Source organism: Bowmanella pacifica (assembly GCF_014645355.1).
GTDB classification, from domain to species: domain Bacteria; phylum Pseudomonadota; class Gammaproteobacteria; order Enterobacterales; family Alteromonadaceae; genus Bowmanella; species Bowmanella pacifica.
In genome coordinates, this window is sequence record NZ_BMLS01000001.1 from 249,116 (window position 1) to 269,731 (window position 20,616).

Sequence of the window (20,616 nt, forward strand, 5' to 3'; positions counted from 1 at the left end):
GTTCTTTTCGGGTAATCTACCCGAACAGGAATATGCGCTCACCCTTAATGGCGGGCGACGAATCGCCAAAACAGGGCACGTTGCGTTGGCGGGCAAGTTTACACAAGGGATCACACAAAGCAAATGACGGCATTGACCTTACTTATGATCACAGCCGCCTATCTGGCAGGCTCAATTTCCAGTGCGGTGTTGATTTGCAAGATCTTTGCGTTGCCAGATCCCCGCACACAAGGTTCAGGTAACCCAGGCACCACCAATGTGTACCGTATTGGAGGAAGATTTCCTGCTCTGTTAACCCTGCTTTGCGATGTACTAAAAGGCACTATCCCAGTATGGGGCAGCTACTTTCTTGGCATCGAACCCTTATACCTGGGCTTTATCGCTATTGCGGCCTGTTTGGGACATATCTATCCGCTGTTCTTCGGTTTTAACGGTGGTAAAGCCGTTGCCACTGCTCTGGGCACTATGCTGCCCATCGGCTTGGATTTATCCGGTTTGCTGATTGCCACCTGGATAGCCACGGTGTTTATTACCGGTTATTCCTCTCTGGCCGCTTTGGTTACTGTGGGGTTAGCCCCTGTATTTACTTGGTTTATCAAGCCTCAGTACAGTATCCCTGTCACCATGCTGTCCATTCTGATCATTGCCCGGCATCGCAGCAATATTATTCGCCTGTTTAAAGGCGAGGAAGGACGTATTTGGGACAAGGGCAAAACCCTGGAATAAGGGTTCTGTCCGAACCGGGACTTTGCACACAGACTCAGCCGACTAGACTGGCTCAAGGCTTTCCAAAGGCCATCTGGGCTTAGCCTTAGCACTTAGCCCCTCATGCTGGCCCGCTTTCAATCGCTGCATGCCGGCATAGGCAATCATGGCCCCGTTATCGGTACAAAACTCCAAACGGGGATAATATACCTGCCCGCCGTTTTTCTGCATCATCGCCTGCAACGCTTGGCGAAGTGACTGATTAGCGCTGACGCCCCCGGCGATCACTAAGCGGTTTAAACCAGTTTGCTCCATCGCGCGACGACATTTAATTTGTAAGGTTTCTACCACGGCAGTTTGGAAGGCACAGGCAATATCCGCCTTGGTTTGCAGGTCGTCGCCCTGGTCGCGGATAGTGTTGGCCGCGAAGGTCTTAAGACCACTGAAACTAAAGTCCAATCCAGGTCTGTCCGTCATGGGACGGGGGAACACAAAGCGCCCAGGCACACCTTGCTCGGCAAGTTTGGCCAGTAGCGGACCACCGGGATAATCTAATCCCAGTAATTTGGCCGTTTTGTCGAAGGCTTCACCTGCTGCATCGTCCAAAGACTCTCCCAGCATTTCGTACCGCCCAATGCCATCGACCCGCACCAGCATGGTGTGGCCTCCGGAGACAAGTAATGCCACGAAAGGAAATTCAGGTGCCGGATCATCCAGCATAGGTGCCAGCAAATGGCCTTCCATATGATGAACCCCTACCGCAGGAATATTCCACGCGTAAGCTAAACTTCGCCCCACGGAGGAGCCGACCAACAAGGCACCGGCTAATCCTGGCCCTTGTGTAAATGCAACACCATCCAACTGCTCGTGGGAAGTATCAGCATCCACCAAGGCCTTTTTAATCAGGGGAATAATCTTGCGCACATGATCCCGCGAGGCAAGTTCTGGTACCACACCACCATAATCGGCATGGAGTTTTACCTGGCTGTAAAGTTCGTGAGACAATAGCCCAAGCTTGTCATCATAAATGGCTATTCCTGTCTCATCACAGGACGTCTCGATACCCAGAATCCGCATGCAGTTCACTTTATTTGCTAAGCTATGATGGCGGATTTTACCTTGTTGATGTCTATTTCTCCATGATGGCTTAGTGAGGGTTTGCCTGATTTTACAATTAAAGCTTACCCCGGCCTTTACTTTCCTCTCGGATATGATTAAAATTCCGCACCATTTTTAACCATGCCGGTTATATTTCGAGCTGGTAACAAGCACTTATTTTTGAGGTGAGATTTTAATGCCGATTGTTAAAGTTAAAGAAAACGAGCCGTTTGATGTAGCTCTGCGCCGTTTCAAGCGTTCTTGTGAAAAGGCTGGAGTTCTGTCTGAGGTTCGTCGTCGTGAGTTCTTTGAAAAGCCAACTTGGGAACGCAAGCGCAAAAAAGCTGCTGCTAAAAAGCGTCACCTGAAAAAGCTGGCTCGCGAGAACGCACGCCGCATCAAGCTTTACTAAGGTCTCCCCAAAAAGGCGCGCTAAGCGCCTTTTTACTTTGCATAACGAGTAAGTCCATGAGTCTGATTGAACGCCTTAAAGAAGCCCAAAAAGACGCCATGCGTGCCAAAGATAAAGTACGTCTGGGCACCATTCGTATGGCGCTTGCCGAGGTTAAGCAAAAAGAAGTTGATACCCGCGAAGCGGTTACTGAGTCTGACATCATTGCTATCCTGACCAAGATGGTTAAACAGCGCAAAGATGCTCACGCTCAGTTTGAGGCTGCCGGACGCCAGGATTTGGCCGACCAGGAAGCGGCTGAAATGGTTGTGTTGCAAGAATTTTTGCCTCAGGCCCTAACCGACGCAGAACTTGAAGCCCTTATCAGCCAAGCCATGCAAGAAACCGGTGCCGCTGGTATGCAGGACATGGGTAAAGTGATGGCCTGGTTGAAACCTCAGGTTCAAGGCCGCACCGATATGGGTCAGTTAAGCGGCAAAATTAAAGCCAAACTGGGCTAAAATTTCCCGTCCGTTTTTCAGGGTCAGTGAATAGTCACTGACCCTTTTTTATCTTTGTGGCATCATCCTTTTCTTATTAAGTGAATTTCGGCAGCTATGGCAGGATTGATTCCGCGCGACTTTATTGATGATCTTCTGGCGCGCACCGACATCGTCGAATTGGTCGACAGCCGTGTTCGGCTGAAAAAAGCCGGTCGAAACTATCAGGCCTGTTGCCCTTTTCATAACGAAAAGAGTCCGTCTTTTACTGTCAGTCAGGACAAACAGTTTTATCATTGCTTCGGTTGTGGTGCGCACGGCAACGCTATTTCATTTCTAATGGAATACGACAGACTCGAATTTCCCGATGCCATTGAAGAACTGGCCCGTTATCAGGGTGTGGAAGTCCCTCGCGAGCAAGGCAAATCCCCTCAGCAAAGCAAAGAGAAGCGTCAGCAACAGGAAAATGACTATGAGTTGATGGAAAAAGTCGCACGCTTTTTTGTCCATCAACTGAAGCATCATGACAAGGCACCTGAAGCTATAGAGTACTTAAAAAGTCGAGGCCTATCAGGGGATATTGTAAAGCAATTTAATATTGGCTATGCGCCGGCAGACTGGGATGCTGCCCTAAAAACCTTTGGTCGCACCCCGGCGTTGCAACAGCAACTGTTGGACCTCAAAGTCATCACGGAGAACGATCAAGGTCGGCGATTTGATTTCTTTCGCGATCGTATTATGTTTCCCATACGGGATCGCCGAGGTCGGGTTATCGGCTTTGGCGGTCGGGTGATGGGCGATGGTAGCCCTAAGTACCTGAACAGCCCTGAAACCCGCATTTTCCACAAAGGCCACGAGCTCTACGGGTTCTATCAAGCCAGACAGGCCAATCGCAAGCTAGAGCGTTTGATGATTGTAGAAGGCTATATGGATGTAGTCGCGCTGGGACAGTTTGGTATCGACTACGCCGTTGCGTCTCTGGGTACGGCAACCACGCCTGAACACATTCAATTGCTGTTTCGTGCAGCACCACAACTTGTCTGCTGCTACGATGGTGACCGGGCTGGACGAGATGCCGCCTGGCGGGCGCTGGAAAATGCTCTCCCCCACCTGAAAGACGGGGTAGAGATGCAGTTTTTGTTCCTGCCCGATGGTGAAGATCCGGACACGCTGGTGCGAAAATTAGGCAAACAAGCATTTGAACAACAGTTGGAATCGGCAGTACCGCTGTCCAAGTTCTTCTTTGACAGCTTGATGAGTCGCCATCACACCAAAAGCAACGAGGGCAAGGCGGCTCTCAAGGCAGAAGCCATGCCGCTGCTAGCCAGTATCCCAGAATGCACGCAAAAGAAGATGCTGGAAGAGCAGCTCAACGAATACACGCTGGAAGATAAGAACCTACGCCTAAAACGGGAAATTGAAGAAGCCTACCAGCGCCATAAGCCGAAAAACGTTGACCACCAACTACTATCCAAACACAGCTGGACACCAATTCGGTTGCTATTGAGGCTGTTGCTGGAACAACCTTCCTTAGCTGCTGCGCATAGCGAGATCTCGCCGGCAGCCTTGGGGAACGTACCCATTAGCGGGCTGGATATACTTCAGCAGGTGCATGCACACTGCCTGGCGAACCCCAATTACAAAACACCCCATATTCTGGAGCGATTTCGTGGGCACAAAATCCAGGATAACTTGTCCAAACTAATGACCATGGATCTGCCGGTGGACGAGGAAAACCCGATAGACTCTCTCTATCGCGACGGATTTGACCGGTTAATTGATTTATATTTGCAGACCCGGTGCGATGAACTCTTGGCAAAAGCCAGACTCGGCACTATATCCATGGATGAGAAACGTGAACTTAATAGTCTGATGCGCGACCTGTAACAGTAAGGGACTAATTCCCCTTTCCCCAATAATGGGGCTAGCGGCAGAACGGTGATTTCTGCTATACTGCGTAATTCTCTGCGCGTCGGTTCAGAACAGATTTAACTCTATTTGAGAAGTGGAAGGTATATGGCGTCGAATAAGCAGTCTCAGATTAAACTCCTCATCGCAAAAGGTAAAGAGCAAGGTTATTTAACCTTTGCTGAAGTCAATGACCACCTCCCACAGGATATCGTCGATTCTGATCAGATAGAAGACATTATCCGCATGATCAATGACATGGGGATCCAGGTATTTGAATCTGCGCCGGATTCCGATGAGTTGTTAATGCAAGAGACCACGGCCGACGAAGATGCTGCAGAAGCTGCAGCTCAGGCGTTGGCAACGGTTGAAAGTGAGATCGGCCGTACTACAGACCCCGTACGCATGTACATGCGTGAGATGGGTACCGTAGAACTTCTGACCCGCGAGGGCGAAATTGATATCGCCAAGCGTATAGAAGACGGTATCAATCAGGTTCAGTGTTCTGTTGCTGAATACCCTGAAGCCATTACTTACCTGCTTGATCAGTGGGATCAATTTGAGGCCGAAGAAATTCGTCTGAGCGATATCGTACTGGGCTTTATTGACCCCAACGAAACAGATGTCGCGCCTACAGCAACCCATATCGGTTCAGAATTGTCCGACGAAGAATTGGACGACGAAGATGACGATGAAGATGAAGATGAAGATGACGATGACGACGCCGATTCAGGTGTAGATCCAGAGCTAGCCAGGCAGAAGTTTGCGGCACTTCGTGAGCAACATTTTAAAACTCGCGATGCCATCGCATCCAAAGGCAGGGATCACGCTGATGCGAAAACGGAAATCGCCGCGCTGAGCGAAATCTTCAAAGAATTCCGCCTGGTACCAAAGCAGTTTGACCGCATGGTTAAGAACATGCGCGGCATGATGGATCGTGTGCGAGTTCAAGAACGCATTGTAATGAAGCACTGCGTTATGCACGCCAAAATGCCCAAGAAAGACTTTATAAAAGCCTTTGCCGGCAACGAGACCAGCTCAGAGTGGTTAACTACTTTACTTGCTTCTGGCAAACCTTACGTCGCCGATCTTCTGACGCATAAAGAAGAGCTTGAGCGTTGCATTGCCAAAATGAATCAGGTGGAAGAAGAAACCGGTCTGAGCATTGCAGATATTAAAGACATCAACCGTCGCATGAGCATAGGTGAAGCAAAAGCCCGCCGTGCCAAGAAAGAGATGGTGGAAGCCAACTTACGTTTGGTTATCTCTATTGCCAAAAAATACACCAACCGTGGACTGCAATTCCTTGACCTGATTCAGGAAGGCAACATTGGTTTGATGAAGGCAGTAGACAAGTTTGAATACCGCCGCGGTTACAAGTTCTCGACTTATGCCACCTGGTGGATTCGCCAGGCCATTACCCGCTCCATTGCGGACCAGGCCCGTACTATCCGTATTCCGGTGCATATGATTGAGACTATCAATAAACTCAACCGTATTAGCCGTCAGATGCTGCAGGAGATGGGGCGAGAGCCAACACCTGAAGAATTAGCAGAACGCATGCTGATGCCGGAAGATAAGATCCGTAAAGTATTGAAGATTGCCAAAGAGCCTATTTCGATGGAAACCCCCATCGGTGATGATGAAGATTCACATCTGGGCGACTTTATAGAAGATAGCACTATTGTCCAGCCACTGGACTCTGCTACTTCCGGCAACCTCAAAAACGCAACCCAGGAAGTACTGGCAGGCCTGACTGCCCGTGAAGCCAAAGTACTGCGTATGCGTTTCGGTATTGATATGAACACCGACCACACGCTGGAAGAGGTAGGGAAACAGTTTGACGTAACCCGTGAGCGTATTCGTCAAATTGAAGCCAAAGCGCTACGTAAACTGCGCCACCCAAGCCGTTCTGAGCAGTTAAGAAGCTTCCTGGATGAATAAGCCAGAGTCATAAACACTTTCAATACCCCCTGCTAGCAGGGGGTATTTTTTTGCCCTGATAAAAATTTTTAGCCTCCTGCCTTCATAGTGCCAAGAATACTGCTACGCTAAAAATGAGTGTTCTAAGCACTTGATCATTGATAACCGCTAATTTTTGTCGATACCTGCCGATACAGAATAAGTCCTCCAAGCCAGCTGTTATTGCTTCGAGTATTCTTCACCGGGTATCAGTTAAGAGGTTTGCAGTCATGTCTTACCGCAGTATTGAAGCTTTAATGATCAACGCATTGGACTGGGTTGATGAATGGGATCCTCTGAAGGGACACCGCTTTCAACGTATCTCTAGTGATGGTGGCGCCGTCTCTCTGGTCGTTGGAGATATAGACCATGATGGGATGTGTTACCGCGCTTTGAAAATATTTGATGTCGTTATCCCTGCCGACAAACGCGAACAAGGACTTTACTCTTTCTTCGTCCACCGTCTTGAAGATATGGCCTTCAGTTTTGGGGCAATCTGGCATGAGAAGGTCGACAATCCTATTCTGCGCGACCGTCATCTGCGCTATAAGCTCAGACGGCGGGGACGCAGTTTTTATAAGATTACCGGCTCTCCTCATCCCAGGCGTTTGTTGGTTGGCCTCAATACACCTCAGCCCGGCCAGGATCCCGCGGAACATTCAGCCCAATAGGCAAGGCATAAGGCGAGCTATTCAAGCTCGCCTTTACGGTAAGGAATTTCTCCATCCAGGCGTTCCAGTTCGTGAGTGCGACGCAATGGCGAGTCTGTGTGTCGCGCCAACCAGAAATAAGCCGTAGGAACCACGTAGAGCGTCATAAAGGTAGCCATCATCACACCGGCAAAAATCACCATACCAATAACCATCCGACTTTCAGAGCCTGGACCGCTGGCCAATACCAAAGGCAAAGAGCTGAATACCGTGGTAAAGCCGGTCATCACGATAGGGCGCAGTCTTTGTCTGGCGGCCTGTTTCAGCGCTTGTTCAAACTCAACGCCGACATCACGCAACTGATTGGCAAATTCGACTATCAGAATACCGTTCTTCGCTGCCAATCCTATCAACATGACTAAGCCAATCTGGCTGTAGATATTAATCGACAAATTACTCAAATACAGGCCTATGTATGCCCCAAGCAATGCCAATGGCACGGTCAGCATAATGACAAGGGGATGTACCCAACTCTCAAACTGCGCGGCTAACACTAAATAAGTAACAGCCAATGCCAGGGCAAAGATAAACAATATTGAGCTGCCCGACTCCTGATAAAGCAGAGACTCGCCACGATAGTCCACCGCAATAGTGTCAGAGACTTCCTCTTCCACCACCTGATTCAAAAACGTTAGCGCCTCACCCAAGGTATAACCATCAGCCAGGTTGGCGGTGATGGTTATAGAGCGCATCCGGTTGTAACGGTTCAAGGTTGACGAAGTGGCACCTTCTTCGAAGGTCAGCAGGTTATCTAGCGGAATCAGCAAACCACTGCGCTTTGAACGAACATAGAGGTTTTCGATGCTTTGTGGAGAGCGGTAGTCTTCCTTATTCCCCTCCATGATCACGTAGTACTCCTGTCCGCGATCCAGGTAGGTAGACACTCTGCGCTGACCCAACATGGTTTCCAGGGTCCGGCCAATATCCCCGATCGAGACACCTAAGTCGGCTGCTCTGTCGCGGTTTATCTTCACTAACAGTTGCGGCCAGGTCTCCTTGTAATCACTGTCTAATCTAACCAATCCGGGATTTTCTGCGGCCTTGGCCAGCACAATATCCCTGGCTTCCACCAAATCCTCATAGGTATCGCCCTTCAGCACAAATTGCACAGGTCGGCCAACACCACGCCCGCCCAGGCTGCTGCGCATAATGGCAAAAGCTCTGACATCAGGGATATCGGACATTTTGGCACTGATCTCATTCATGAGCTCAAAAGTGGAGCGCCGCCTGTCCTGCCAATCCACTGCACCAACGATAGCGATACCCGCGGTTCCTCCCCATCCAGGGGTACGCACCAATACCCGGTTAACTTCGCCGTCTGCCAGATAAGGCAATAAGATACTCTCAATCTTGCCTATGTTACGGCTGTTGCTTTCAAAGCTGGCCCCTTCAGCAGCCTGCATCATAATAAAGAAATTACCGCGGTCTTCTCTGGGGACAAACTCGCTGGGAATTTTGCTGGAAAGACCATAGAGCGCGACTAAACTGACCGCGACCATCAGAAAACTAATAAGAGGTTGATGCAAACTGTTGCCCAGGGAAGTAAAGTAACCTCGCTCAAGTTTGCCGAAGCCCTTATCCACTAACCGTCCGAACCCGCTTCCCCGTTCCCGCTTTTGCAGAATCTTCGAGCACAGCATGGGGGACAAGGTCAACGCAGTGAAACTGGAAAATGCCACGGCGGCAGCGATAGCCACGGCGAACTCGGTAAAGAGCCTGCCGATATTGCCCTGTAAAAACACCAACGGCAGGAACACGGCAATCAACACCAAGGTGGTAGCAATTACTGCAAATCCCACTTCACGGGCCCCTCGATAGGCTGCCAATATAGGCGGTTCACCCATTTCCACCCGGCGGTAGATGTTCTCCAGCACAACAATGGCATCGTCTACCACCAGACCGATGGCCAGCACTAATGCCAGCAAAGTCAGCAGGTTTATTGAATAGCCCAACATATACAGCACCATAAATGCTGCCACCAGGGATACCGGCACCGTGATGGCCGGGATTATCGTTGCGCGTACATTGCCAAGAAACAAATAGATTACGATTACAACCATCGCCATGGCGATAGCCAGGGTTTCATAGACTTCGTCGATGGAATCTTCGATAAATACCGAAGAATCGTAACTGGGCACGATAAAAACATTACCCGGCAGATTCGCTTCAATGTCGGCGATGGCTTTTCTGGCTGCAATAGCCACATCCAAGGTATTAGCTTTGGATTGCTTCACAATGCCAAGACCAATCATATTGACACCGTTACCGCGAAACTCGGTTTCATCATCTTCGGCGGCCAGCTCAACACGAGCCACTTCGCCAAGCTTAACCAAATAGCCATCATCGCCAGCTTTAATGGTTAGCTGGGAGAAGTCATCAGGGGTAAGAAAAGTACGGGCAACCCGTACTTCAAAGTCCCGGTCATCAGACTCAATCACCCCGGCCGGTAATTCGACGTTTTCTGCGCGGATAACCTGCTCTATGTCGGTTACCGTAATGTTGCGGGCAGACATGGCATTGCGATCCAGCCAGACCTTCATGGCATATGTACGTCCGCCACCAATCTGTACCCTGGCGACCCCGTCCACAATAGCTAGCCGGTCAACAATATAACGGTCAGCATAATCGGTCAGTTCCATCACCGACATGGTGTCACTGCGCAGGTTGTACCACACCACCACGTTTTCATCCGAGTCTGACTTGAAGACCTCTGGCGGATCGGCCTGCTCGGGCAAATTATTCAGCGCCCGGCTTACCCGTTCACGTACATCGTTGGCAGCAGCGTCGATATCACGGTGCAGTTCAAATTCAATGCTGATGGAAGAACGGCCATTGCGGCTGCTGGAGGTAATATTCTTGATACCTTCAATACCACTTATCCTGTCTTCCAGCAGTTGCGTGATACGGCTTTCCACAATGTTGGCCGACGCGCCTGGATAGCTGGTATTGATAGAAACAATGGGGGCATCCACATCCGGGTATTCACGCAGGGACAGCATGCTGACCGCCACCACACCAAATACAATCAGGAGTAAATTAATAACAGAGGCAAAAACCGGGCGTTTAACCGACAAATCTGACAGCAGCATGGCTTACTCCTGAATCCTGACCTGAACACCTTCGCTTAAGCGTAGCGTTCCCTCCACGACCACCTTGTCACCGGCTTGAATCCCCGACAGAATTTGCGCGACGCCGGGTTTACGCCGGCCCACACTAACTTCGGTCTGATGTGCTTTATTTTCGCTATCAATAACATACACATACTGCTTATCCTGTATGGGTAGCAAGGCTCCCTCAGGCAGTACTAAGGTGTTGAGCACCTGTTTTTGCAGGTTAATTTGCAACAGCATACCAGGGCGCAACTTCAAATCAGGGTTATCAATAATTGCCCTCACCTGCACAGCTCGGGTAACGGGATCGATGCGGGAGTCCAGGCTGGAAATCTCGCCCCTAAAAGCCTGACCCGGATACGCAACCGTTTCGGCGATCACCAGTTGGCCTCTGGCGACATCAGGCAGATGGGATTCAGAAATACTGAAGTCCACTTTAATCTGTCTCAGGTCATCCAGTGTGGTGATAACATCACCGGGCTTAACCAAGGCACCAATGCTGATGCGGCGAATGCCCAAGCGCCCAGCAAAAGGAGCACGAATCTCCAACTCAGCTAAACGTGCGTTTGCCACTTCAAGTTGTGCAGCCAGCGCATTTACCCTGGCCTCTTGAGCATCCAACAACTGTGCCGAGGTGGCATTTTCTTTCGCCAGATCACGGATTCTCACTAACTGGCGCTTGGCTTCCTGCAGATTCACTTCTAATTCATTGACCCTGGCTTTCTCTTCTCTATTATTGAGACCGACCAATAATTGGCCTTTTTTTACCAGGTCACCATCATCGAAGGCGATACTGTCTACGATTTCACTCTCCAGTGCCGTGATGGCCACAGCCTCGTTGGCCCTGGCTGTTCCCAGCGCCTCGATAAGCACGGCAAATTCCTGTTCTTGAACGTCTTGTACCTTAACCGGTACCACCTGCATCATGCGTTGATTTTGTTCCTGCTCATTGGGCAGATAAACATAAACGGTTAACGCTGCCACCAGCAGCAAAATGATCAAGACAGGTGAAATAGTGCGTTTTGTGGTCATCTAGCCTGTTGCCCCAAGGTAATTCATTGTTTTTACTAGCTACGCTTTGTAAGCGCATGCCTTTTTATTATCAGCTATTGCAGTATGGCAGAGATAAGGCTGAAGTATTGATCCATCTGAGTCATCCGCCTAATATGGCTCCACTCAAATCAGCTTAATCTCAATGCGTTGCGAATTACTGTCCTTTTTACCAGTATCTTCTTCCTGCTGGCATGCTCATCAGAGCCGCCGGCCGATCCTATGTGCCGGGTCAAAGAACAGACTAAGGAGGCTACCCCCGGTAATGCTGCATGCCTAATAAAAATCGACAAATGGCTGCTCACTATAGGTCATCGACATTCAGGAAAATTAGACCTGCCAGGCGGTCTGAGCAATGGTGATGAGAGTGCGCAATGCACGGCCCATCGCGAAACCTGGGAAGAAACTGGTTTTAACGTAGAAGTAGGCGCATTCCTTGGCAGCAATGAAGCGGGCTTTCGCTTTTATGCCTGTCAATTGCATGGCGACTTTGGCAGTGATATTAAAGAGTTTCCCGTACCTCAATGGTCGCGCCTGGAAGTCAGTAGTATTCAGCTCACCGATCCGTTTGAAATCCAAAGTCATGACTGGCGCTACGAAGACGAGTTACTGCAAATCAGAGCCCTGTTTAATCAAGCAGGTAAAACCGATGAAAAACCATCGGAAATAAAGTAATTAACGCAAAACCTCTGTAAGTATAAAAGCAACTGAAGAAATTCAGCCACTGCTGTAGATACTCTGCAGAGGTATTTATTTAACCATATGATTTTAATAAAAATAAAAACAATCCCTTTAAGGAAACTCGATTATCACACCAGCAAAGAGCTGTACAACAAATAAACAACTTTAAAATTAGCCTGCCAATAAAAAACCGGATTAACTATAGTTAAGCCGGTTTTTTTTAGCTCTTAATGAAATAGCTAAAGGTAATTCTTATTCTGCTACCTTTTCTGACAAATCAGGCAAGTTCAACTGACCGTCCTTCGCCGTGGAACAGGCAAACCACAAGGCCATAAAATCTTCGGTAATCTTCTGTTCAATTTCAGTGGCTTGCTCTGTAGGACAAAAGATTTTAATCCGGACTTCGGTATCACCCAAATGGTTAGTAGTGACCCGGATATCGGGATCAGGCCCGGCAATAACCACATCCAGCCGCTTTTGAATAAGACTGTTATAGCGCATCGCCACATCACGAAAGTGCTCACAATGGCCTCGCGCACGTTCAAGCAGTTGCTGTTTAAAGGCAAACACGTTAACGCTCTGATCCCTGACCAACGTAAAAGTATGGCTCGCGTAACGCTTCAGGTAATTGAGATTTTTAACTGTGCTAATAACCAGCAGGTTGTTCGGCAGATTCAGGGTTTTGCCTGTATATTCGTAGGTATTTATATCCACTTCCAGCAAGGTCAGGGTAAACCAGTGAGACTCCATTACCTCGCCATGATAGTTCCCCACCTGGATCCAGTCCCCTACCCGGAACATCCGGGTACTGGTGGCGTACAAAAACCCCATAATGCACTGAATAAACTCACGGGTCGCCAGCACAATGGCAACCATAAAGGCCGCGATAGATAAGGCCAAATTCTGTAATTCATTTGACCAGACCACCAACAAAAACAACACCAACATAAAGTTGGTCGCGTTCTTGATAGCATTAACTACGTGCCGTTTATCTTCATCTTTTCGTTTGGCTCGTTTACGGATCAATCGCAGGACCCACTGACGCACCACTAAAAATAAGGCGCCAAAGACCACCGACATCACCAATTTATGGCCCACAATAAACTCCAGGACCCTTTCCAACCAAACTTCCAAACGCATTACTCCTGCTTAATTAATTTACTAATAGCTATTTTCAAACTGACAACTCGGTACCCTTACCCAGCGCTGGCAATCAGCCTTGATAAAGCGCCAATTCACCAATACGCCGCTGAATCTCTTGCAACTCGGCTTTATAGGCCTCACTGTCCACCTGCTGATAGCGATGTTTAAAGGCTTGCTTGTCAAAGCCCTCGGGCAGGCCATCAATGGAGGGGAAAAACAGTAACTCGCTGTCCAGCCCGGCCAATGTTTGCTGCAGACGTTCTGCGGTTTGCGGATCAGTCGCCAGTTCAGCAAAACGAATCCCTGTCATATCCGCAGCTAAGTCTACAAAACTGAAACCACTGCCCTTTTTCGCTCTGTCCATCAGTTCTTTGAATTCACCAATTGCAACACTGATCCCTTGCTCTGAAAATAGCTTAATAGCCGCCGAGTACAGGAAGTGCAAACTCAGGTCCCGTCTTTGCGCCAGGGTTGTATGGGTTGCAACCATCTGGATCTTGCCGTTTTCTCCCGCCAGATCACCCACCAAGTGGGCAAATCGGTAGCTACCTGCAAAAATGGCCAATGCCATCAGAGCCGCTTCGTTTTCTTCACTGGCCTCCGCACCGGAATGAGTGCGTTGCTGTGCCTTGTTAAATACGTAGCCAATCAATCTGCCAAGAGAGACATCGGCGTTGGGTAACGGCATTTGCTGTAACTGAGCCAGATAATATTGCACACGCTGGCGGCGCAATTCTTTATCTTCAGAAAGGTTAGACTTAGGTAAAGCTTTTAACTTAGCAACAAGGTCATCAAAAGGCGCCAATCGTATTAATAACTTTTCATCGCTTAAATGCACCTGCTCAATACGCTGGCTAAAATCCGATGCCAGTTGCTCCCCCATTTTCCAATCCAGTAACCACAATAGGGCCGTCAGTACGCGCTCACCCGGCATGCTGACACTACCTAATTTCAATGTGCCCAGACGCAGCCCCTTGTGAGGCAATAACTCTGCACTGACATTCAGATAATCACCAAAGGGGTTGTCAGGTAAACGATAACTCCAAACCATCCAGCCTAACTCATCACTCAAGCCTATCTGCCCTTGTAAACGGGATTCGGCGCGCTGGGCCAATCCAGCCAGGCTCTGCAATTGCGGACGGCTTAGCTGAACGAACTGTTGATAACGGCTATGTCTGAGCAAGCCGCTCAATTGCCCCAGTAGCGGCCTGACTTCATCAGCATGTTCCAATTGGCCTGCCAAGTCTTCCTCAACCCAAGGCTTATCCTCCAGTACCAGAGAAAGTGTAATGCCAGCCACTAACAGCATTACCAGCAATGTTGTTGCCAGGCTATACACCAGCCACTTGGTCACCTTTAGCATTGAGTTTCCATGTTCAATAGAATGATTAATTAAGGGCCGTATTTAACCACACTGGCGGCCAATTGACAGAATCGACCTGGCCTAAATCTCCGCGACTGTCAGGCATTTTTGTAATTGTTTGACCGAACGGGTTATTTCTTGTTCGTTCAGTGAGGCAAAACCAAAGCGAAGATGCTGTTTATCTTGCACTTGCTGACCAAAATTCTGTTCAGCATTAAAGCCATAGGGCTTGAGTAGCGCCTGAGTCTCCTTCGGCAAAAGACGACCACATTGCAACCATAGTGCCATCCCCCCGGCCGGCAGATTAAACTGCACTTGGTCACCGAGTGCCTCAAGTAAGAGTCTGGCTGCCAGATCCCGACGCTGCTGATAGATCTTACGCGCCTTACGAATATGCCGTTTGACCAAACCACTCTCCATCAGCTCCGCCACCGCCAACTCCACAATGGCATTGCCTTGTCTGTCCACCAGCATGATCTGGCCGGCAACTCGGTCGATAAGTTCGGCGCCTGCCACCATATAACCAAGACGTAACCCTGGCGCGAACACCTTAGACAACGAACCAATATGAATAACATTATCGGCATCCGCCAGACTCGCCAAGGGAGCCACCGGTCGGTTGTCGTAGTGAAACTCATGATCATAGTCATCTTCTATGACCACAAAATCATGCTGACGAGACAGATGCAGTAGTGCTAAACGGCGCGCCGAAGACATACAAACCGTGGTGGGATATTGATGATGCGGCGTGGTATAAACCGCCGCCACAGCCTTTTGCTGTAACAGGTTCTGCAAATGTTGAGTGTCCAGTCCCTGCTCATCCTGCCGGCAATGCACAACCTGAAATCCCAGGGACATAAACGCCGCTTTGGCTGGCGGATAGCTCAGCTTTTCCATCACAATGACCCCTTTGCCAGGATCCAATAGTTGCGCAGAAAGAAAAATTCCCATTTGACTGCCGCGCACGATACATATTTGCTCCAGCCCTGCGCGCATAAAGCGGTCCTGTTTCAGCATCTGTTGCACTGCCAGGCGCAATGTACGCGTCCCCCTTGGGTCACCGTACCCCAACGAACCACCGCGGATGGATTGCAGTAGCCCTCGTCGGGTCGCTCTGGCTAATTCTTCATAAGGAATAAGCCGCAAATCAGGCGTTCCATCATTGCTTTCACTGTACGAAGCCCAATCACTTGGCCGCTGCGCAGATTGCCGCCACTCCGGCTGCCTTAACTTAGACTGTGCCGGCACCTTCTCCCTGATTGTTTCAAGCGCCTCGGGCAATACAGGGCTAACACGGGTTGCACGTCGCGGTTCACTCACCAGCCAGCCCTGGGCAATCATGTCATCAAACACCCATTGCACCGTTTTACGGTTTACCCCAAGTTGCTTCGCCAGCGCACGACTGCCCGGTAATACATCACCGGGTTGCAGGCGACCTTGCTGAATCTGGTCAATCAGACAGTTCAACAGCCTTTGCTGCAAGGTTGAGCCTGATGCGTCATCAAGACGGATATGTAAATGCCAGGGTCTGAGCATCGGACACCTCATTCTGGACCAGTACGAATTAAGAAACTGGATGTTTTGACGGGGCCAGAATAACGCTAAATTGCCTCTACACCAACCCCATACACTAGGAGGCTTTATGAAAACCGCAGCAGTTTCCAAGCAAGAACTGATGCAAGGTGCACAGCATCGTATGAACCAAGTCATTCAGGAACCTCAACTCAGCGACAGACAAAAACTGGCGCTCACGTGCAGGATTTTATTCGATAAAGGCCATGACGCCGGACTGGCAGGACAAATCACCTGCCGTACCGTCAGCGGGAATAGCTTTATTACGCAGGCGTTCGGCCTGGGCTTTGATGAGATTAGCGCTGATAACCTGATGGAAGTGAATGCCGATCTGGAACCGCTTGATGGCAAGGGTATGGCCAATCCAGCGAATCGTTTCCATACCTGGATTTACCAGCAGCATCCCGAGGTTAACTGCATTATTCACACCCATCCGACCCACGTAGCAGCGCTGGCGATGCTCGCCGTACCGCTGCAAATTGCACAAATGGATACCTGCGCTCTTTATCAGGATTGCGCGTTTTTACGCGAATGGCCGGGTGTTCCCGTTGGCAACGAGGAGGGGGAAATCATTTCTGCGGCCCTTGGGAACAATCGCGCCATTTTGCTCGCTCACCATGGTCAGTTGGTGGTCGGTAAAAGCATTGAGGAAGCCTGTAACCTGGCTATTTTAATCGAAAGGGCCGCTAAGCTGCAGTTACTGGCCATGGCCGCCGGACAAATCCAACCCTTACCCCAATCCCTGGCCCAGGAGGCCCATGACTGGGTATCCACTGACAAGCGCAACAAAGTGAACTTTGCCTACTACGCCAGGCAAGCCTTGAAACAACATCCTGACTGCATATAAGGAGCCAATTCATGCAATTATCCGGCATTATTGCTTACCCAGTTACCCCCTTTCATTCCGGCAATGGCGAGATAAACCTTGCCGCATTAACACAAAGCCTGGAGCACTTAATTGAACAAGGTTGTGATGCTATCGCCCCACTGGGCAGCACAGGTGAGAGCGCCTACCTAAGTCTGGCAGAATGGATGAACGTTGCCGAGTGTTCGGTGCAGACCGTCAATAAGCGACTGCCCGTGATTATAGGCATTTCCGAACTCACGACGTCGGCAGCCATTGTAAAAGCAAAATACGCAGAACGTATTGGTGCTGATGCCATTATGGTGATCCCGGTGTCCTACTGGAAACTGACCGACGAGGAAATTCAAGCCTACTATCAAGCCATCGCTGATAGCACGTCACTCCCCATTATGCTTTACAACAACCCCGCAACCAGTGGGGTGGATATGTCACCGGCTCTCATCGTGAAGATGGCTTCGGAAATTGACAATATCTGCATGGTGAAAGAAAGCAGCGGCGATATACAGCGCATGCATAAGATTTTCAGCTTGTCACAAGGCACCCTGCCCTTTTACAACGGCTGCAACCCTTTAGCACTGGAGGCCTTATGCGCAGGTGCCAGTGGCTGGTGCACCGCTGCCCCCAATTTGCTGGGTAAACACCCCAAAGCCCTGTTTGAAGCGGTCCGTTTAGGCGAAATGGAGAAAGCCAGACAGCTGTTTTATCGCCAGCTTCCGCTACTGCACTATATAGTGGCAGGCGGGCTGCCCAAAACCATCAAAGCTGGCTTGAGTTTGGTGGGCATAGATACCGGCATTCCGCGTCCGCCCCTGAAAGAAGCGAACTCGGAAGATAAAGCCAGGCTGGCCGAGTATATGGCGGCGGTACAGTAAATAGAAAAGGGCTGAAAATCAGCCCTTTTTAATTCCTTCACTGGTTGCGATAGCCACTTTACTGAATCACTGCCAGATTGCCTTTATTCTCCAACCATTCTTTGCGATCCCCGGCTCGCTTTTTATTCAGCAGCATATCCATTAGCTCCTGGGTATGGGCATCGTCATCCACGGTGAGCTGCACTAATCTGCGGGTGTTGGGATCCATGGTGGTTTCACGCAATTGTAATGGATTCATTTCACCTAAGCCTTTGAAGCGCTGCACATTGACTTTACCGCGCATCTTCTCCGCCTCGATACGATCAAGAATCCCCTGTTTTTCCCCTTCATCCAGGGCGTAGAACACTTCTTTACCCACATCAATACGAAACAGTGGCGGCATGGCCACATACACGTGGCCATGTTCCACCAAGGCGCGGAAGTGGCGAATAAATAATGCACACAACAGTGTGGCAATATGCAGACCATCCGAGTCCGCATCGGCCAGAATACACACTTTGCCATAACGCAAACCGGACAAATCACTGCTGTCGGGGTCAATACCCAGGGCGACCGAAATATCGTGGATTTCCTGTGACCCCAGTACCTGACTGGACTCGACTTCCCAGGTATTCAAAATTTTACCGCGCAGCGGCATCACCGCCTGAATTTCTCGATCACGAGCCTGTTTGGCACTGCCACCTGCCGAGTCACCTTCCACCAGAAAGAGTTCACTGCGGCTGGTATCCTGGCTGGAGCAATCGGTCAATTTACCGGGTAATGCAGGCCCCTGCGTGACCTTCTTACGTTCAACCTTCTTCACCTGACGTAGACGACGCTGAGCATTGCTGATGCACATTTCAGCCAGTTGTTCGGCAATGTCAGTATGCTGATTCAGCCACAGACTAAAGGCATCCTTTACCACCCCGGACACAAAAGCAGCAGCCTGACGAGAGGATAAACGCTCCTTGGTTTGACCGGCAAACTGCGGATCCTGCATCTTAGTGGACAGGATATAGCTACATCTGTCCCAGATATCTTCGGGAGTCAGTTTAACGCCGCGCGGCAGCAAATTGCGAAACTCACAGAATTCCCGCATCGACTCCAACAGCCCCTGACGCAAACCGTTTACATGAGTGCCCCCCTGTGCGGTAGGGATCAGGTTTACGTAGCTTTCGGTGACAATCTCTCCGCCTTCCGGCAGCCAGATCACCGCCCAATCTGCCGCTTCGTGATTACCGGCAATACTGCCCACAAAAGGGTTTTCAGCTGGGATGCTGACGCTTTCTCCAACCGACTGGAACAAGTAATCCCGCAGCCCGTCTTCAAAATACCACTCGTGAGTCTGATTATTGACCTTATCGTCAAAACGGATACGCAGACCAGGGCAAAGCACCGCTTTGGCACGAAGCACATGTAACAGTTTTGACACCGAAAACTTGGGCGAATCGAAATACTGACTGTCGGGCCAAAAACGCACCCGAGTTCCGGTATTGCGCTTACCGCAGGTATCGATAACCTGTAATTCTTCCACCTTGTCACCATTGGCAAAGGCCATTTGGTAAACCTGACCATCGCGGCGAATGGTTACCTCAACCCGGGTAGACAAGGCGTTAACGACCGAAATTCCAACCCCGTGCAAACCGCCTGAAAACTGGTAATTCTTATTAGAGAACTTACCACCAGCATGCAACTTGGTCATGATCAGCTCAACACCGCAAATACCATGCTCAGGGTGAACATCTACCGGCATACCACGGCCATCATCAATCACCTCCAGCGATTGATCCTCAAACAAGGTTACCTTGATGCTGCTGGCATGCCCTGCTAAGGCTTCGTCCACACTGTTGTCGATGACTTCCTGACTCAGATGGTTGGGTCTGGCCGTATCGGTATACATTCCTGGGCGGCGTTTGACCGGATCCAGGCCACTTAATACCTCGATGGCTTCTGCGTTATAGCTTTGATTTGACATGCAACTTCTACAGGTTGAGGTTAATTCAGGCCGTGCTATCCAAGCGGTTCACGGCAGATTTTTTTGATGTTATCAACTCGTCGCCAGAGGGGCAATTACCGCTTCTGGTAGGCCAGGAAGATCTGTCATAGCAGGCTCCGCCTGTCCGATTAAAAACGCCGAAATCCCAGCCAGATAGCGCTCAAATCCGTCGAATGCATGACTGCCCCCCGGTTCAATAGTCAAATGACAATCACGATACAATGCTTCGGCAAGACGGTAATCCAGGGTTTCATCCCCCTGTTGTAGTAAAACCCATAATGCCTTGGGCTCCCGCACAGCACCAATGGCCAGGGCTTTAAGTTCCTCAACGTGGCTCTGAGTTAATTCAAACCGCTCGCCGGTATAGGGGTTTTGATGTTCGCCAAGTAAATCCGCCAGTAACAAATGGGGATCCACCGCCGGATTAATCAGCACCGCACGGCCGCCGAATTCATTCACCAAATGCGTTGCCAGAAAGCCCCCCATGGAACTGCCGACAAAAGTGAGTCGTTTCCCTTGGTGTCGCCTGGCGATATCCTGAGCTTGTGCTAAAGCCGCCTGAGGAAAGCAAGCCAATTGCGGTACTTCCAGAATGACCCCGCTAGCCTGGGTCGCCATATACTCAACCATCTGCTGCGCTTTAACCGATTGCGGCGAGCTGAGAAAGCCGTGCAAATAAATCAATACATTATCAGTCATTGTTAATATCCC

Annotated in this window: 17 protein-coding genes; 9 read left to right on the forward strand and 8 right to left on the reverse strand. The window is 49.9% G+C overall.

Features of this window, described 5'->3' with window-relative positions; all coding sequences use genetic code 11:
* Positions 1-123: 123 nt before the first annotated feature.
* Positions 124-726, forward strand: a complete 603-nt coding sequence (gene plsY / locus IEX02_RS01055) for a glycerol-3-phosphate 1-O-acyltransferase PlsY (RefSeq protein WP_188689004.1) — start codon at positions 124-126, stop codon at positions 724-726.
* A 42-nt stretch (positions 727-768) separates the two neighbouring features.
* Here plsY and tsaD read toward each other — a convergent pair whose 3' ends face one another.
* The gene (gene tsaD / locus IEX02_RS01060) at positions 769-1,782 is read right to left on the reverse strand and encodes a tRNA (adenosine(37)-N6)-threonylcarbamoyltransferase complex transferase subunit TsaD (RefSeq protein ID WP_188689007.1); all 1,014 of its coding nucleotides are present in this window, start codon (positions 1,780-1,782) and stop codon (positions 769-771) included.
* 217 nt (positions 1,783-1,999) lie between these two features.
* On the opposite strand from tsaD, the gene rpsU reads away from it, so the two are divergent.
* The 5 genes from rpsU (at position 2,000) to IEX02_RS01085 (ending at position 7,235) form a co-directional block, all read left to right on the forward strand.
* Positions 2,000-2,215: a 30S ribosomal protein S21 gene (gene rpsU, locus IEX02_RS01065; RefSeq protein WP_062481949.1), complete on the forward strand. Its 216-nt coding sequence runs from the start codon at positions 2,000-2,002 to the stop codon at positions 2,213-2,215.
* A 56-nt stretch (positions 2,216-2,271) separates the two neighbouring features.
* Positions 2,272-2,715: a GatB/YqeY domain-containing protein gene (locus tag IEX02_RS01070; protein ID WP_188689009.1), complete on the forward strand. Its 444-nt coding sequence runs from the start codon at positions 2,272-2,274 to the stop codon at positions 2,713-2,715.
* A gap of 96 nt (positions 2,716-2,811) precedes the next feature.
* Entirely contained in the window at positions 2,812-4,581 is a 1,770-nt protein-coding gene (dnaG, locus tag IEX02_RS01075) for a DNA primase (protein WP_188689011.1), read from the forward strand.
* Between the two features lie 129 nt (positions 4,582-4,710).
* Positions 4,711-6,546 carry an RNA polymerase sigma factor RpoD gene (gene rpoD / locus IEX02_RS01080; protein ID WP_188689014.1) on the forward strand — a complete coding sequence of 612 codons (1,836 nt, stop codon included), beginning with the start codon at positions 4,711-4,713 and terminating at the stop codon, positions 6,544-6,546.
* Between the two features lie 248 nt (positions 6,547-6,794).
* The gene (locus tag IEX02_RS01085; RefSeq protein WP_188689017.1) at positions 6,795-7,235 is read left to right on the forward strand and encodes a hypothetical protein; all 441 of its coding nucleotides are present in this window, start codon (positions 6,795-6,797) and stop codon (positions 7,233-7,235) included.
* Positions 7,236-7,252: 17 nt separating this feature from the next.
* Here IEX02_RS01085 and IEX02_RS01090 read toward each other — a convergent pair whose 3' ends face one another.
* Positions 7,253-10,363, reverse strand: coding sequence for an efflux RND transporter permease subunit (locus IEX02_RS01090; protein ID WP_188689020.1), 3,111 nt, complete (start codon positions 10,361-10,363; stop codon positions 7,253-7,255).
* A gap of 3 nt (positions 10,364-10,366) precedes the next feature.
* Complete coding sequence (locus tag IEX02_RS01095) at positions 10,367-11,416, reverse strand: efflux RND transporter periplasmic adaptor subunit (RefSeq protein WP_188689023.1); 1,050 nt, start codon at positions 11,414-11,416, stop codon at positions 10,367-10,369.
* Positions 11,417-11,584: 168 nt separating this feature from the next.
* Between IEX02_RS01095 and IEX02_RS01100 the strand changes: the two genes are divergently transcribed.
* Positions 11,585-12,109 (forward strand): NUDIX hydrolase, encoded by a 525-nt coding sequence (locus IEX02_RS01100; protein WP_188689026.1) that lies wholly within the window; start codon positions 11,585-11,587, stop codon positions 12,107-12,109.
* Between the two features lie 258 nt (positions 12,110-12,367).
* Here IEX02_RS01100 and IEX02_RS01105 read toward each other — a convergent pair whose 3' ends face one another.
* From IEX02_RS01105 to pdxR, 3 genes are all read right to left on the reverse strand, one after another.
* The gene (locus IEX02_RS01105) at positions 12,368-13,255 is read right to left on the reverse strand and encodes a mechanosensitive ion channel family protein (protein ID WP_188689029.1); all 888 of its coding nucleotides are present in this window, start codon (positions 13,253-13,255) and stop codon (positions 12,368-12,370) included.
* A gap of 73 nt (positions 13,256-13,328) precedes the next feature.
* Complete coding sequence (locus IEX02_RS01110; RefSeq protein WP_188689032.1) at positions 13,329-14,621, reverse strand: hypothetical protein; 1,293 nt, start codon at positions 14,619-14,621, stop codon at positions 13,329-13,331.
* A gap of 81 nt (positions 14,622-14,702) precedes the next feature.
* Positions 14,703-16,157: a MocR-like pyridoxine biosynthesis transcription factor PdxR gene (gene pdxR, locus IEX02_RS01115; RefSeq protein WP_188689034.1), complete on the reverse strand. Its 1,455-nt coding sequence runs from the start codon at positions 16,155-16,157 to the stop codon at positions 14,703-14,705.
* Positions 16,158-16,263: 106 nt separating this feature from the next.
* Here pdxR and IEX02_RS01120 point away from each other — a divergent pair, with 106 nt between their 5' ends.
* Positions 16,264-17,040 carry an aldolase gene (locus IEX02_RS01120; RefSeq protein ID WP_188689037.1) on the forward strand — a complete coding sequence of 259 codons (777 nt, stop codon included), beginning with the start codon at positions 16,264-16,266 and terminating at the stop codon, positions 17,038-17,040.
* Between the two features lie 11 nt (positions 17,041-17,051).
* Positions 17,052-17,930, forward strand: a complete 879-nt coding sequence (locus IEX02_RS01125; protein WP_188689040.1) for a dihydrodipicolinate synthase family protein — start codon at positions 17,052-17,054, stop codon at positions 17,928-17,930.
* A gap of 58 nt (positions 17,931-17,988) precedes the next feature.
* On the opposite strand, the gene parE is transcribed toward IEX02_RS01125, so the two are convergent.
* Positions 17,989-19,884: a DNA topoisomerase IV subunit B gene (gene parE / locus IEX02_RS01130; protein WP_188689043.1), complete on the reverse strand. Its 1,896-nt coding sequence runs from the start codon at positions 19,882-19,884 to the stop codon at positions 17,989-17,991.
* 72 nt (positions 19,885-19,956) lie between these two features.
* Positions 19,957-20,604 (reverse strand): YqiA/YcfP family alpha/beta fold hydrolase, encoded by a 648-nt coding sequence (locus IEX02_RS01135; RefSeq protein WP_188689045.1) that lies wholly within the window; start codon positions 20,602-20,604, stop codon positions 19,957-19,959.
* Positions 20,605-20,616: the final 12 nt, after the last annotated feature.